General features: G+C 71.7%; 17 protein-coding genes and 1 pseudogene. 9 read left to right on the top strand and 9 right to left on the bottom strand.

The features are described 5' to 3' along the window. Positions 1 to 41 precede the first annotated feature (41 nt). From HUV60_RS01050 to HUV60_RS01035, 4 genes are all read right to left on the bottom strand, one after another. Positions 42 to 248 carry a hypothetical protein gene (locus tag HUV60_RS01050; protein ID WP_257852878.1) on the bottom strand — a complete coding sequence of 69 codons (207 nt, stop codon included), beginning with the start codon at positions 246 to 248 and terminating at the stop codon, positions 42 to 44. 260 nt (positions 249 to 508) lie between these two features. Next, positions 509 to 1,714, bottom strand: a complete 1,206-nt coding sequence (locus HUV60_RS01045) for a glycoside hydrolase family 64 protein (protein WP_257852879.1) — start codon at positions 1,712 to 1,714, stop codon at positions 509 to 511. Between the two features lie 287 nt (positions 1,715 to 2,001). Beyond that, positions 2,002 to 3,021, bottom strand: a complete 1,020-nt coding sequence (locus tag HUV60_RS01040; protein ID WP_257852881.1) for a group II intron maturase-specific domain-containing protein — start codon at positions 3,019 to 3,021, stop codon at positions 2,002 to 2,004. A 79-nt stretch (positions 3,022 to 3,100) separates the two neighbouring features. After that, entirely contained in the window at positions 3,101 to 3,322 is a 222-nt protein-coding gene (locus HUV60_RS01035; RefSeq protein ID WP_257852882.1) for a hypothetical protein, read from the bottom strand. A 113-nt stretch (positions 3,323 to 3,435) separates the two neighbouring features. On the opposite strand from HUV60_RS01035, the pseudogene HUV60_RS01030 reads away from it, so the two are divergent. Both HUV60_RS01030 and HUV60_RS01025 read left to right on the top strand, forming a co-directional pair. After that, positions 3,436 to 3,552, top strand: a pseudogene (locus HUV60_RS01030) (ABC transporter ATP-binding protein); the annotation flags it as partial. Between the two features lie 59 nt (positions 3,553 to 3,611). After that, the gene (locus HUV60_RS01025; protein ID WP_257852883.1) at positions 3,612 to 3,872 is read left to right on the top strand and encodes a DUF5133 domain-containing protein; all 261 of its coding nucleotides are present in this window, start codon (positions 3,612 to 3,614) and stop codon (positions 3,870 to 3,872) included. A gap of 20 nt (positions 3,873 to 3,892) precedes the next feature. On the opposite strand, the gene HUV60_RS01020 is transcribed toward HUV60_RS01025, so the two are convergent. After that, positions 3,893 to 4,867 (bottom strand): GlxA family transcriptional regulator, encoded by a 975-nt coding sequence (locus HUV60_RS01020; protein ID WP_257852885.1) that lies wholly within the window; start codon positions 4,865 to 4,867, stop codon positions 3,893 to 3,895. A 198-nt stretch (positions 4,868 to 5,065) separates the two neighbouring features. Here HUV60_RS01020 and HUV60_RS01015 point away from each other — a divergent pair, with 198 nt between their 5' ends. Further along, complete coding sequence (locus tag HUV60_RS01015) at positions 5,066 to 5,539, top strand: hypothetical protein (RefSeq protein ID WP_257852886.1); 474 nt, start codon at positions 5,066 to 5,068, stop codon at positions 5,537 to 5,539. A gap of 174 nt (positions 5,540 to 5,713) precedes the next feature. Beyond that, positions 5,714 to 5,935 (top strand): hypothetical protein, encoded by a 222-nt coding sequence (locus HUV60_RS01010; protein ID WP_257852888.1) that lies wholly within the window; start codon positions 5,714 to 5,716, stop codon positions 5,933 to 5,935. Between the two features lie 60 nt (positions 5,936 to 5,995). On the opposite strand, the gene tgmB is transcribed toward HUV60_RS01010, so the two are convergent. The 3 genes from tgmB to HUV60_RS00995 all read right to left on the bottom strand — a co-directional run bounded on the left by tgmB (position 5,996) and on the right by HUV60_RS00995 (position 7,634). Beyond that, on the bottom strand, positions 5,996 to 6,979 hold the full coding sequence (tgmB, locus tag HUV60_RS01005) for an ATP-grasp ribosomal peptide maturase (protein ID WP_257852889.1): 984 nt from the start codon (positions 6,977 to 6,979) through the stop codon (positions 5,996 to 5,998). Positions 6,980 to 6,995: 16 nt separating this feature from the next. Then, the gene (gene tgmA / locus HUV60_RS01000; protein ID WP_257852890.1) at positions 6,996 to 7,187 is read right to left on the bottom strand and encodes a putative ATP-grasp-modified RiPP; all 192 of its coding nucleotides are present in this window, start codon (positions 7,185 to 7,187) and stop codon (positions 6,996 to 6,998) included. A 120-nt stretch (positions 7,188 to 7,307) separates the two neighbouring features. Further along, positions 7,308 to 7,634 (bottom strand): YkvA family protein, encoded by a 327-nt coding sequence (locus HUV60_RS00995; protein ID WP_257852891.1) that lies wholly within the window; start codon positions 7,632 to 7,634, stop codon positions 7,308 to 7,310. Positions 7,635 to 8,099: 465 nt separating this feature from the next. Between HUV60_RS00995 and HUV60_RS00990 the strand changes: the two genes are divergently transcribed. Continuing rightward, positions 8,100 to 9,164 carry a hypothetical protein gene (locus tag HUV60_RS00990; RefSeq protein WP_257852892.1) on the top strand — a complete coding sequence of 355 codons (1,065 nt, stop codon included), beginning with the start codon at positions 8,100 to 8,102 and terminating at the stop codon, positions 9,162 to 9,164. A 94-nt stretch (positions 9,165 to 9,258) separates the two neighbouring features. Here HUV60_RS00990 and HUV60_RS00985 read toward each other — a convergent pair whose 3' ends face one another. Then, entirely contained in the window at positions 9,259 to 10,455 is a 1,197-nt protein-coding gene (locus HUV60_RS00985) for a hypothetical protein (protein WP_257852894.1), read from the bottom strand. A gap of 520 nt (positions 10,456 to 10,975) precedes the next feature. Here HUV60_RS00985 and HUV60_RS00980 point away from each other — a divergent pair. The 4 genes from HUV60_RS00980 to HUV60_RS00965 all read left to right on the top strand — a co-directional run bounded on the left by HUV60_RS00980 (position 10,976) and on the right by HUV60_RS00965 (position 13,174). After that, the gene (locus HUV60_RS00980; RefSeq protein WP_257852895.1) at positions 10,976 to 11,380 is read left to right on the top strand and encodes a hypothetical protein; all 405 of its coding nucleotides are present in this window, start codon (positions 10,976 to 10,978) and stop codon (positions 11,378 to 11,380) included. Next, positions 11,377 to 12,156: a hypothetical protein gene (locus HUV60_RS00975; RefSeq protein WP_257852896.1), complete on the top strand. Its 780-nt coding sequence runs from the start codon at positions 11,377 to 11,379 to the stop codon at positions 12,154 to 12,156. Before HUV60_RS00980 ends, HUV60_RS00975 begins: the two co-directional genes overlap by 4 nt. 38 nt (positions 12,157 to 12,194) lie before the next feature. After that, complete coding sequence (locus HUV60_RS00970; protein WP_257852897.1) at positions 12,195 to 12,713, top strand: roadblock/LC7 domain-containing protein; 519 nt, start codon at positions 12,195 to 12,197, stop codon at positions 12,711 to 12,713. An 86-nt stretch (positions 12,714 to 12,799) separates the two neighbouring features. After that, positions 12,800 to 13,174 (top strand): hypothetical protein, encoded by a 375-nt coding sequence (locus tag HUV60_RS00965; protein ID WP_257852899.1) that lies wholly within the window; start codon positions 12,800 to 12,802, stop codon positions 13,172 to 13,174. Positions 13,175 to 13,442: the final 268 nt, after the last annotated feature.

The raw sequence follows: 13,442 nt of genomic DNA, 5'->3' as shown, positions 1-13,442 counted from the left end.
GGACGGGCCGGGGTGACGGACGAGGAAGGACCGGCCCGGGGTCAGGGGAGGATCTTGTCCAGCGCGGCGGGCCCTTCCTCCTCAAGCTTGCGCCTGGCCCATTCGAGATTGTGCGGGGTGAGATCCTTGCCGGAGGCAAGGACGAGGTCCTCCGGCGACACATCGGTACCGGTTCGGGCGTGGAGCAGGCCGTCCGGGGTGGTGCGGTCCTCGGGCGGCCGGGACTCCTCGGGCTGGGACGTCGACATCTCTGACTCCTCGGGTCCGGATGGACGTGGCGGCCCCGGTGCGGTCCTCGGGTCCGGTATCACCATTCAACGCGGGAGCCCGCTGTGCATCCGGAACACGGGGGGCGCCGCCTCGAAGGGGCCGCTCCTCATGTGCAGGGGTACCTTCCCCGGCCCGCGGAAAACCTGCCCGCGTCGGCGGCGCACGCCGTTCGGGCCACCGCAGACGCCAGGCAGGGCGCCGCCCGTCTTCCGGTCCTTCAGTGCTTCGGCCTCTCGGACTAGAAGGGCGACAGCGTCAGGCGGATGCCCGTGGGAGCCGTCTCCTGGATGTACGAGGCGAAGTCGGCGACGTCGTCGAAGGCGAAGCCGTACGCCCTGCCGTCCTCCGTGGCCGTGTGCACGGCCTTGGAGTAGTGGTTGGTGAGCTCGGTCCGGTAGAAGGCCGAGGCGTCGGTGGTCGGCTGGTCGGGGTGGCTGAGCAGCGTCGAACGGTTGAAGCCGGCACCGAGCACGGCGGCTACCGGACCGGTCGTGCCGTCGTTCGGGGCAGCGAGCGCCCCGTCGCAGAAGAGGACGTCCCGGGTGGACGGCCTGGCGAAGGAGACCTGGGCGGGCCCGTCGAAGGTGAACCGGTCGCCGCGCACCCGGCCGGTGAAGGTACCGGCGTTCGTGGTCACCTTGAGGTCACGTCCGGTGTAGGTGCTCCACACCTCGTCGATGTACGGGGCGAGGTAGTCCGCGGCGAACAGGCCCGCATCCAGGCCGTGTCCCGGCGCGATGATCCGGGTGTCGTCCACGACGAGCCGGGAGAACGCCTCCACCTGCCTGAGCGCGTCGAACGCGGCACCGCGGCCCCCGTCCCGGAACACGCCGACGGACTGGTCCTTGGAACCGGTGAGCCGGATGTTCATCGGCACGCTGAACATGTCGACCATCGTGGTGTTGCAGAACATGCCGGCGGGGTTATAGGTGAACTCCGCACAGTCGTGCAACACGCCGTAGTTGGGGTCCGAGGTGACCCAGCCTGCCGGGTACTGCAACGCCGCGTTGCCGTTGCCGTCCGCGACGGCCTTGAACTTGAGCTTCTGGCCGAGGGCCACGTAGATGCGGCCGGACATGTACGGCAGGGACAGCCGGGTCTCGCCACCGCCGGCCAGGCCGATCGCGTAGTCGGTGAAGCCGTCGGCACCGTTGTCCGACAGGGAGACCGGGGCCAGGCTGCCGTCCGGAGCGACCCGGACCTGACGGCCGTCCTGGTTGCCCACGATGTAGAGGTGCACGTTCGCGTTGCCGAAGGAGCCGCTGTTGTTGACGATCGTCAGCGGGAGCGGGCCCGCGGCAGCCGCCGCGGGCTGCGTGTCCGGGGAGACCTCCGCGAGGGCGTGGGGGGCGAGCGCGGCGGCGGCGGGCACAGCCACGGCCGCCCCGCCGAGGGCGAAAAGAACTTTCCGGCGGCCGAGGGAGCGCTGGTGACGGGGGGGCATGTGGGGGATTTCCTGGAGTGATCGAGCGGTTCCTGACGAGCCGTTCCTGGTGAGCGGCGGCTGGTAACGCGCCGGCCGGGTGCGGGGCCGAGGTCTCGAGTGCTCCCTCACTCATGTGGTGAGAGCGCTCTCCTGTCGTACATCGGCGCCGGCGCGTGGCCCTGATGGTACGGACCGGAACTACTTCCGCCAACGGGTCCGACTTGTCCCTCACTCCGCTCTGAACAGCGGTTTCCTGAATTTCTCGAGGGGGCCACACGAGTGCTTAAGTGCTTTTTAAGGGTCGCTTAAGTCCGGTCGGGCGGCAGGAGACGGAACGTGCGGAGAGCGCTCCACCCCGTGGTCGTCCGGTTGATGACGAGTTGATGTCCGACGACCCTGGTCCAGGCGAACCTGGTGAGACAGCGGCCGCCCTCGCGGTCGCCGAACACCCGCCGGTCCTGCCGGGACTCGTTGAACCGGCCGAAGTACCGGGAGGTCACCCAGCCGTTCGGCTTGTTCGGGTGTGTGTGCCGGGCCCACTTGTAGACCAGCCTCCACACGTGGTTGTCCAGCGAGGTGAACACCCCGCTGGAGACCACTCCCCGAAAGTAGGCAGCCCACCCCCGGATGATCGGGTTGAGCCTGGCGCTCCCCGCCGCCGCGTTCTGTCCCCGAAGGGCCAGCACTTCGGCGGTGCGCCGTGCCCGGATCCGTCGCACGGATGCCTTGCTCGGCTTGATCAGCAGCATGCCGTGGTAGCGGCGGACGGTGAAGCCCAGAAAGTCACAGCCCTCATCGAGGTGCGCGATGCGCGTCTTGTCCTCGTTGAACGCCAGACCTCGGGGCTCGAGCCACCGGGCGAGCCGTTCCTTGACCTGCTGGGCCTCGTCATGGCTGTGACAGAGAACCACCAGGTCGTCGGCGTACCTGATCAGAGTCGGCGAGCCGACTGCCGGTTCACCAGCCCGTGGGCCGGTGAGCCGGCAGCGGACTCCGGCAGCCTCTTCCATCCCGTGCAAGGCCACGTTCATCAGCGCCGGGGAGATGATCCTGAATCGCCCCCGGTGTCGCTGGATCGCCTTGCTCTGCCAGCCGTAGTCCATCCACGCCTCCGCAGGTACCTTCACCTGCTGGGCCACGTACTCCACTGCGGCGGCCGGCACCTCCTTGGCCGACTCCGGGAACCGGGCCTCCACCTCGAAGAACTTCAGCAACAGCGCGAACCCGAGCCTGGTCGTCCCGGACTTGTTCCGCACCTTCTTCATGTCGTCTTCGAGCAGCGTCCAGACCTCGATCAGGTCCTCCGGTTCCCAGTCCTGCCGCACCCGTGCTCCTCTACTCCACCCGAGATCACTCGTTCAGCTCAATGAGACGCCCAACGAGGGGAAACGACGACTACACCGGTCACGCAGCGCTACATGTCCGTTCGCCGAAGCCATACGAGAACAGGGCCTTCTTGCGCGGCAGGCCGGCCAGCAGGCCGCGCAGGTAGTCCGCGGCGTGGGCCCGCGGCTCGCGGCGGGCGGACAGCGGGGCCAACCCGGCGGAGAGCTCGTCGAACTTCTCCTGGAACAGCAGCGCATCCATGCTGGCGGCAGAGGCCGCCTGATCTTCATGTTGCGTCACAACACCATGATCAACAGGTGGCCTCGCCCACGCCCCGGCGCCCCCAACCGACCAGGCACCTCGTCACATCACGAAGTGCGACTGGAGTACCGGCGCCGGCCGAAATGTCGTGGGGTGCTGACCGGATCGTGGTGATGGCGGACGGCCGGATCCAGGAGATCGGCACCCACGACGAACTGGTGCGCCGGGGAGGGGCGTACACCGCGCTGCACAGTGGGCAGGCGGCCTGACGGAATGTTTGCACGCGGTGCGGGTAGGCGCAGCCACACACCCAGAGAGAGGCGCCTTCGTGCTGGTACCGGATCCGAAGACCCTGAGGCAACTGTTGACGCGTTACGCGACGCTGCAGATCGCGCAGGCGGAGCGGCCCTCGCCCGTCGCGTCGCGTGAGCTGGAGGATGTCACGTACACGCTCTGCGTGATGACGGGAACGCCCGGTATCCGCGAGGCCGTCACCCACGCGGACGCGCTGCTCGCCCGGGAGCGGACCGTGGCCGACGGCCGGACCGCGGACCCGGACGGCGAGAACGGCCGCTGCCTGACCGTGTGACCGGCCGGTCACACGGTCCGCTACGAGCCGCCGGTGTCCGCGACGGCCCGGCGCCCGTGGAACGCCGACCGGTAGGCGTGGGGTGTAGTGCCCACCACTTTGCGGAACCGCTCGCGGAACGCCGTGGGCGAGCCGAACCCGGACTGCTGGGCGATGCGCTCGACCGTGTAGTCGCTGTTCTCCAGCAGGTACTGGGCGCGTCGCACCCGAGTCCGCAACAGCCACTGCACCGGTGTGGTGCCCGTCTGCTCGCGGAAACGGCGGCCGAAGGTGCGCTCGCTCATCCCGGCACGCGCGGCCATTGTCCCGAGGGTGACCTCGTGGGCCAGGTTGTCCTCGAGCCATTCGAACAGGGATTCGAAAGCTGACCCGCGGGGCACGGGCGGCTGTTTGTGCACGATGAACTGGGCCTGCCCGCCCTCCCGTTCCAGCGGCATGACGGACATCCGGGCCGCGTTCGCGGCCACGGCCGAGCCGAGGTCCCGACGGATCATGTGAAGACACATGTCCAGCGCGGCTGCCGCACCGGCCGAGGTGAGGATCTGCCCGTTGTCGGCGTAGAGCACGTCAGGTTCTACCTCGACGTGCGGAAAGGCGCGGGCCAGCTGGTCCGCGGCCGCCCAGTGCGTGGTGGCGCGCAGCCCGTCCAGCAGCCCCGCCTCCGCCAGCACGAACGCGCCCACGCACACCGACGCGATCCGCGTGCCCGCCCCGGCCGCCCGGCGCAGCGCCGCGACGACGGCGGGGGAGGGCGGAGCGGCGCCCTCGGCGCGGCCCGGGACGATGATCGTGTCGGCGTCCGCCAGCGCCTCCAGCCCGCGGTCGACGCGCAGGATCAGCCCGCCGTCCGCGGCCACCTCGGGCGTCTCGGCACACGGCCGCACCCGGTAGGCGGGCCGGCCGTCGGGCAGCAGCGTCCAGTCGAAGGTCTGCATGGGGGCGGCCATGTCGAAGGGGATGACCTTGTCGAGCAGCAGAATCGCCACGGAGTGCATGAACGCCACGGTAATCGGATTCCCGCCACTCGTGAAAACCGGGGTGGCGGAGGCACTGCGGTACGGCGGCCCGAGGGAGAGCGGATGGCCGAGGTTGGCGGGAACCCGTCGGAAGCTGTCGATCCAGCCCCTGGGGGGAGGTCCGGAAGACCCTTAGCGTGAGCCCTCGCCGCTGATCACGCCAAGGAAAGAGCCCCGGTGACCAAGTTCCTGCTGTCCCTCCACGTCCTTGCCGCCATCCTTGCCGTCGGCCCCGTGACCGTCGCGGCGAGCATGTTCCCGCCGGCCGCGCGCCGTGCCGTCCCCGCCGGGGGCGACGGGCCCGTCGCGACGGCGGGGACCACCGTCGAGGTGCTGCACCGCATCTGCGGGGTCTACGCCCGCGTCGGCATCGTGGTGCCCGTGCTGGGGCTGGCCACGGCGCTCGCCATGGGCGTCCTGGGTGACGGCTGGCTCGTCACCTCCATCGGCCTGACGGCGGCGGCCGCGGCCGTCCTGATCGGGTTCGTACTGCCCCGCCAGGACGAACTCGTCGAGCAGCTGGTCCGGCACCGGTCCGTCGACCGGCAAAAGACAGTGCGACTGGCCATGTTCACCGGCGTGTTCAACCTGCTGTGGGCGACCGTCACGGTCCTCATGATCGTCCGTCCCGGTTCGACCACGGGCGCCTGACCGAAGCCGGTGCCGGTGCGCGTGCGCCCCGCCCCGGGACGCGGCGGCTGTCCTTCGTGTGCAGGTCTGCGTCAAGCCGTATGGGTGAATTCCCCCTGAATGATGTCCGGGCGCTTACACTCGTCAGTCGCGTCCCCGCCCCGGGGCCGACGAGACAGAGAGGCACGTTGCCGGGTGTTCAAGGAATCCCCCATCTACGACCGACTTGTCACGGAGCGCGGTGATGTGCCCGCACAGGTCCGCAGCGAAGCCGAACGAGTGAGCAGGGAACTGGAGCAGGCCATGCGTCCCCTGCAGTCCCCCGGGTACTCCCAGGGCGGCCTCGACCGGCCGCAGTCCCCGGGCAACGGCTGGCAGCGCACCGCGGCCCTGCTGCCCGGCCCCAGGCCGCGCTGATCCGGGCACCCGACCGGAGGACGTGCCCGCGTCACCACGCCTCCGCGTGGTGACGGGCCCTCATCCTGCCGTGGTGCGCGTCTTGTCGGCCTTCGCCGTCTCCTCGGGAACGGGCCGGGCCAGCCACTCGGCGACGGTGCGCGCGATCGGTTGTCCCGTCTCCACCTCGACGAATCCGAACTGTCCCGACTGGTTGCACTCCAGGAACCACCACGTCCCGTCGGCATCTTCTGCGAAGTCGAAGGCGCCGTAGGTCAGTTCGGCCTTGCGTAGGTAGGCGCGGACGGAGTCGGCGACGCGCGGCGGTACGTCGGTCGGCTCCCAGGGCGCCCCGGGCGGCGCGAAACGCACATCCACCTCCGCCGGGTCGGCTCCTGGGTCGGCGGCCTTGCGGGCGGCCATCAGCCGCTCGCCCACGGCGGTGAGCCGGATGTCGGCGCGCTTGGCGATCCTCCGCTGGAGCAGCGTCGGTCCGAGCGCCACCGAGGCGAAGTCGGTGTCCGGTGCCACTCTGCTGGTCGGCACGGCCCGCGGCGGATCCTGCGGATGCGCTCCGGAGACCGGTTTGACCACCAGGTCCGGGAACCGCTCCGCGAACTCCCGGGCGGCGCGCGGGAAGGTCGTGATCACCGTGGCCGGCACGGGCAGGCCGCAGCGCTGCGCCAGACGGAGCTGCCACGGCTTGTGGCGTGCCTGCCGAGCCGCGTCCGGGTGGTTCATCCAGCGGGCGTCCGAGCTGCGCAGCATCCCGTAGAGGGCCTGAGTGGCCTCCTCGGTCAGCCAGGGCGACGGCCGGGCCGCCCGCCCGGCCGGGGTGCCCGGCCTGCGCACCCACACGGACCGCAGCCCGCCGATGCTCACCAGCCGCCCACCGGCGGAGAGATGGCCGCGAAAGCGGCCGTGGACGTATTCACCCGAGAGCGAGACGCCGCCGGTCAGATCGGCAGGGTCGAGGCGTACCACCGGAACCCCGGAGTCGTGCAGGTGCACGACCACCATGTCGGCGGTCACGTCCTCCTCGCAGGTGAGGATCAGTATGGTCATCGTCTGTGGCCCACGGTCAGTCGTCGAAGTGGGTTTTGGAGCCCGCTGTGGACGTCGTGGTGCCCACCTCTCGCAACAGTGCGTGATCGCAGGCCGCCACCCGTCCGTCGGCGAGAACGTTCAACTGCATTCCGGAGTCGTACACATACGGAGTATTTACAGCCAACTCCATTGCCGGACGTGCGTAGTTGAGCGCGAACGGTTGCATCGTCTCTCCCTCGTCGGTGCTACGCCGACCAGGCGACGGCCCACTGCGCGCAGCCGCTTGGTCCGCCGACTTGTTTTGGCTTCCAGAGACTTATACGAATCGAACGGGTGGTTGGTTTCCTCACGGAGCGTAGTCATCGGCGGGTTCGCGATCCGGTCGCCGGGACGCCGCCCCGGGCGAACCCGCGCCGAGGGAACCGCGCATCGAGCGCAATGCGAGCAGCAGTACGCCGATGTCGTCCAGGTACACCGGGTCGGGCAACAGGTCGGCCGGCAGGACGAGGTAGAGGAGCGCGCCCCAGAACACCCAGCGCGGGCCCGTGGGCAGACCGGCGCGCCGCAGCTCGCGCCGGGTGCGCATCAGCCGCACCGTGACGGCCACGGCGCAGGCCAGCACGGCGGCCGCGGCGACGGCGGCCACGACGAGTGCCACGGTGGTGGCGTCCACGGGCTGTCCTCCTCAGGGTGCGGCGGGAGACGGGTCTCTCCCTCTGGATGCCCGGGAACGGCTTCGGTATGGCCCCCGCGGGAGCCGGCAAAGTGGCGCAGGTCATACCGGTGGCCCAGCCGAGTGGCCGTGGCGGGCGCGGGCGCCTAGTAATGGTCCACGTAACGTCGCTCTTCGTACGCTCGGGGGCGGGGAGCGGCCTGAGCCTTCTTCATGGAGCCGAGCATGACCACCTGCTCATCGACACCTCCGTCGAGTGCTTCGAGTCCCTCGAACAACTCGACCGTCTCGACTGCCTCCGAGATACCCGGCGGAACGAACGTGGTCCTCCCGCCGGAACCACCACCGACGCCCCCTCCGACCGCCGGGACGGTTCACGGTATCGGCGGACTGCGTGCGGACAGGGATCCGGCCCAGCCGCTGCGCCCCGGCGAGGGGCAGCGCCGGCAGGAGTACGGAGACCCCGTGGGCAACCTGGTGTACGCGGCGGTGTCGGACCGCCCCCTGGACGAGGTTGCCGACCTCATCACGTCGCTGGCCCGTTCACCCGAACACACGCGGGCCGTGGTCGACGTCCTGCGGGCCATCGGGGTGAGCCGCTCCGTGGAGGACGTGGCCCGTCTGGTCGTCCTGCTGACCCGGCCGCCCCGCGACGCCGACAGCGCGGACGAGGTGATCCGGGCCGCGGCGGCGCACCGTCCGGTGGAGGACGTGACCCGGCTGGTGGCACTGCTGCACAGTGAACAACTGGCCCCCCACTGCCGTGAGGAGGCACTGCGGGCCGCCGCCTCCGGCCGCTCCGTCGAGGAACTGATCGAGCTGATAGACCGTCTGGCCGCGCAGCCCTCACCGGACCCCACCGGCCGCCCCACGCCGGAACCGTTCCGGTACGAGGGTGAGCGAGGGGACCCGGACGGCGGGTACGGGACCGGGAACGCCGACGGGGACCGGCGCGGGGAGGAACGCGGGTGCGTCCGGGACGACGAGCGCCGGGAGCGACCGGGGGCGGGCCTCCCGCCCGTGCGCCGCGGCGCACGGGGCGCGGCGGCCCTGCATTCGCGGCGAAGGGCCCGGCGCCCCGGCCGCCGGGCGCACGCGCAGGCCGTCCGGTCCGTGACCTGGTCGAGCTGGTCCGCCGTGGTGGCACTCGCCGTGTGCGCGGTGGTCCACTTCCCGCTCCGCGGTGACGGTTCCTCCCTGGTCCCACACGCACTCGCGGTCGGCCTGCCGGTGCTCTGCACGGTGCTGGCCCTGATCCTGGTCGTACGCCCCGGCGCACTCGTCCTGGCGGCGGCGGTCGTACTGCCGGCCGCCCTGGCCGGAGCCCATGCCTACGGTGATTCCTTCCCGTCCGCAGCCCTGTCCCGGGCCGTCGGCCTCGCGCTCGCCCCGCAGTGGCTCGCCGGCGCGGCGGCCGTCGTCGCCGCGCTCCTGGCGCTGACGGCCCTGGTCGTCCGGGTGGCCTCCCCGTTCCCCGGCAGACACTGGGCGGTGTGGCCGGAACCCGGCACCCCCCGGATGCCGGACTGACCGCCGTACGGTCCGGGCGCATTGCCCCGGCGCGCGGCCTGCTCCCAGCTGTCCGGCTCTCGGCCGTCCGGCACGGTGCGCCGGACAGGCCGCCCTACGGACCGGAAGGCGTCGACTGCGCGCCGGCGGCGGGCGGGGCCTGGTGCTCCTCCCCGGAGGGTGACGGACGGCGTCCCCTGGGACCGAACCTCAGGCGCTCGAACGTGCGGGTCAGCTGCCGCATCGGGGACGCAGCGGGGATACCGGACGGCAGAGCCCGGACGCCCGGGCCCCCGGCGGCCTCCCGGTACGCGGCCAGCGCCTCGTGGGCGCTCTCGGCGGCCTCCTGGTACAGGTCGCGGGACTTGGTCATGGCCTCCAGCGCGTCGGTGTACAGGGCGACCAGCCGGCGCTCCCGGGCGAGCTCCTCCTCCAGGTTCAGCAGACGCCAGTCCTCCCGCAGCGCGGTCAGCGCCGCCTCGGCGCCGTCCGGCAGTGCACGGGGCAGGGCCGCGAACCGGGTCACCGCATCGACGAGGCCGGCCGGCCGGGTGCCGTCCAGGAAGACCGCTCGCACCGAGAAATCCCCGGCGTCGTAGCCCTCCGGGACTGGGCTGCCGGGCAGGACCACCGCACCACCGCGCGGCACCTCGACGCCACAGTCGCGCAGCGCCCAGTTCACGACCCGCAGCTGGTGCGGCGCGGCGCGGTGCTCCACCACGCGGTGCTGCAGGCCGGGCGGCAGCCAGTGCGAGAGCGGCACCCGGCCACGGTCGTCCGTGGTCATCGCCTCGTGGACGACGACGTGGATGTTCCACCCGCTCGCGCTCCGCGCGCAGTCGCGCATCAGCCGTCGTACGGCCTTGTTGTCCTCGGGGAGCGAACTGATCTCTCCCAGCCGCAGTCCCGTGGCCGCGTCGTGGTTCCAGCCCGTGTCCGGTTCGTCCACGGGCCAGAACATGCCGGTGGGAGAGGGCCACATGTGGTCCCACCGCTGTTCGGCCTCGGCGACCAGGATCCACGGCTGCCCCTCGCCGGTACCGGGTCCGACACTCAGCCGGGCGCGCACGGTCACCGCGCCGGCGACCCGGACACGGGCCTGGAACACCAGGTCCGGCGCGTCACCCCGCGGCTCCGGCCCTGCCTCGGGCGGTTCTTCGGGCAGTTCCAGGAACGAGTCGATGCCCCCGCCGCCCTCCAGCCGGCGCAGGGTGCGCCGGAGTACGTCGTGGGCGGAACCCCCGGCGTGCCGGCCGGCGGTCAGCCAGACGGAGGGCGGGGTCACGGGGCGGGCTGTGCGTGAGGTCGGCATGGGTCCAGGGGGAAACGGGGGCACGTGCGTCCTGCCATTGTCGTCGCTGTCGGACGGCGGAACCGACACGGGTGGTCCGCCGGGCGGCGTTTCTCGTCCCCGTCACCCGTGTGGCGGGGCCCTCACGTGTCAGCCCGTACGTGTCGTCCTTCGATGTTCTGCGCGCGGGTGTGTGCCGCGCACGGGGTGTGCGGAGCGCACACGTGGTGGAGGGCCGTCACTCGTGGTCGCGACGGTACCCCGTGACCGCAATGGGTTCCCGCGAGCAGGGCCGGCCCGCCATCCGCCAGGGGAAGGCCCTGCCCGCACCCTGCCCCCGTCGTCGGAACCCCTCCCGGCGGGGCCGCGGGCCCTTCCCGGTGATCGTGCCGGACCTCGAAAAGCGCCGACCTTACCAGCGCCGAAGGGACCGTGTCGCATATTCCAAGGGAAAACGCCAAAGCCCTCACCTCGGTCGAGCACGCAGCGTAGCTTCGACGTCACGTTCGCGGTACAGCCGTGCGAGGGAGGGGGATCCGGCGTGCCCGGAATCGACGAGAGTCTGCTGGAAGCCATGCGACTGCCCGGTGCGCGAGGAGCGCTGGTGGTCGACTGGATCAGTGGACTCGCGCTGGGCGTGGTGGGCGAGGCGCCGGGCGACGACTCGGAGGCCACGGCGGCGGAGACCGCCGAACTCGCCCGCCTCGCCATGGAGAGCGGCACGCTCGCACCGGCCGACGGAGGGGCGTCCGTCCTGTCGGGAAAGGAAGCACCGGTCCAGGACCTGATCCTCACCACCGTCGACGCCTACCACCTGCTCCGGTTCGTGATCACGACCTTCGACAGCACCGTGTTCCTGTATCTGTGGCTCGACCGCAGCGAAGGCAACCTGGCCCTGGCGCGCATCCGGCTGGCCGAGATGGCGGACCGGCTGGTGCTCGGATGACCACCGCGGCAGCCACCGACGGACCGGCGCCCGCCATGCTCGGCAGCCTCGCGGCCGACCGCGCCACCGGCGCCCTCTCCACCGGGTCCGGGGTCTTCTACCTGGCTGCGGGACACGTCGTCCACGTCGAATCCGCGTACAGCCCAGACCTCGGCGATCTGCTCACCCGCAGCGGCGCGCTCCCCGCCGACGGCTGGTGGGAGGCGGTCGAGCGGGCCGGCGCCCGCCACCGCGTCGGCCGCCAGCTCGTGGACAGCGGCCGGCTCACCGCCGGCGCGCTGGAGCTGTGCCATCTGGGCGCGCTCTTCGACGCCGCGTACTTCGCGCTCGCCCGGGACACCGTCGCGCTCCGCTTCAGACCCGAGGCCGCCCACTGGCTCGGGGCGGTCCGCCCCGTCCCGGTGACAAGCGTGCTGCGCGAGTCGCGGCGCCGCCGTGACCTGCTGGACCGCATCTGGCCCGACCCCGCCGTCGACACCGCCCCGCTCACCCGCGCTCCCGGCGTCGGCCAGGCGGACCTGCCGCCCCGCCGAAGCCGGACCCTCGCCCGGGTCGACGGCGCCAGCACCGCCGCGCAGATCGCCTCGGCCCTCGCGTGCCGCACCTTCCACACCCTCGTCGAGCTGCGCCGCCTGGCCGCCGACGGACTGATCACCCCCGCGCCGCCCCCGCCGGTCGTCTCCGTCCGTCCGGGCACCGGCGCACCCGGCGGCGCGTGGGACGAGCCCGACACAGCACTGCTGCGACGGCTCCTGGACGCCTTGGAGGCCCTGTGATCCGCGCGCGTCGACAGCGTGCCGAAAGGAGACTGCTCATGGCCGTCGAGACCGACGTGCTGGACGAACTGCGTCGGCTCCGTACCCGAGTCCCCCGGCTGGCGGGATCGCTCGCGGCCACCGTCGACGGACTCGTCCTCGCCCACGAGGTGCCCGACACCGAGCCGGAGGGACTGGCCGCGCTCACCGCCGCCGCGCTCGGGGTCGCGTACCGCATGACGGATGCGGCCGCCCGCGGCGAGTTCCGCGAGCTGCTGGTGCGCGGCACCGGGGGATACGTGGCGACCTACGCCGCCGGAAGCACCGCCGTGCTCACCCTGCTCGCCGACGACCGGGTCAACGTGGGCCGGCTGCATCTGGAGGGCAGGCGCAGCGGTGCCCGGATCGCGGAGCTGATCGACACCCGCGTCGGTCCGGGCGGGGGCAGGCACGCGGAGCGTGCGGCGCTCGACGCGCACGCCCCGCCGCTTCCGGACGCCGACCGCCGGATCGGCACCCTCCCGGTGCGCACCCCGCAGCGGCCCGTACACCAGCCCCGGCCCCAGCACGGCGGCTGAACACCGGCTTTCTCCCCTCGGTCGGCCGCCGTGACACGACCTGGCGACCGGCCGGACCAACCACCACGATCGAAAGGACACCTCTCATGGCCAACACCGAGACCTCGCTCAAGGACTGCCTCAGCTCCATCGACGGTGCCACGGCCGCCGCACTCGTCGACTACACCAGCGGCATGGCGCTCGGCACGATCGGCGGCAGCAAGGACTTCAACCTGGAGGTCGCCGCCGCGGGCAACACCGACATCGTGCGCTCGAAACTGCGGACCATGGAACTCCTGGGGCTGAAGGAGGAGATCGAGGACATCCTGATCACCCTGGGCAGCCAGTACCACCTGATCCGCCTGATCAAGGGGCGCGGTGGCAACGGTCTGTTCCTGTACCTCGTGCTGGACGCGAGCCGTGCCAACATGGCGATGGCCCGCCATCAACTGCGCCGGATCGAGAACGATCTGGAGGTCTGAGCCGGGCCCGCCCGGGAGGGACCAGGCCGGTCCGGTCAGGACGCAGGACGGGCGTGGGCCCTTCGCGCACAGCAGGCGCGAAGGGCCCACGCCCGTCCCCGGGCCCCGGTGACCCGCTTGACGGTGATACGGCGGAGATCGCCGCCCGGGTCCGAGGGCAGGCCGTACCTGCGCAGCCGGTGCACCCCGTCGGGCAGCCGCACGCTCACGTACTGTCCGGCCCGGGCCGGCGGCACTTCTGTAGAGCAATCCGACGAGCGTGTTTTTG

The organism is Streptomyces sp. KMM 9044, assembly GCF_024701375.2.
Taxonomy (GTDB): Bacteria; Actinomycetota; Actinomycetes; order Streptomycetales; family Streptomycetaceae; genus Streptomyces.
Note: the sequence above shows the minus strand (reverse complement) of the source record. Positions and strands in the feature narration are given on the sequence as shown.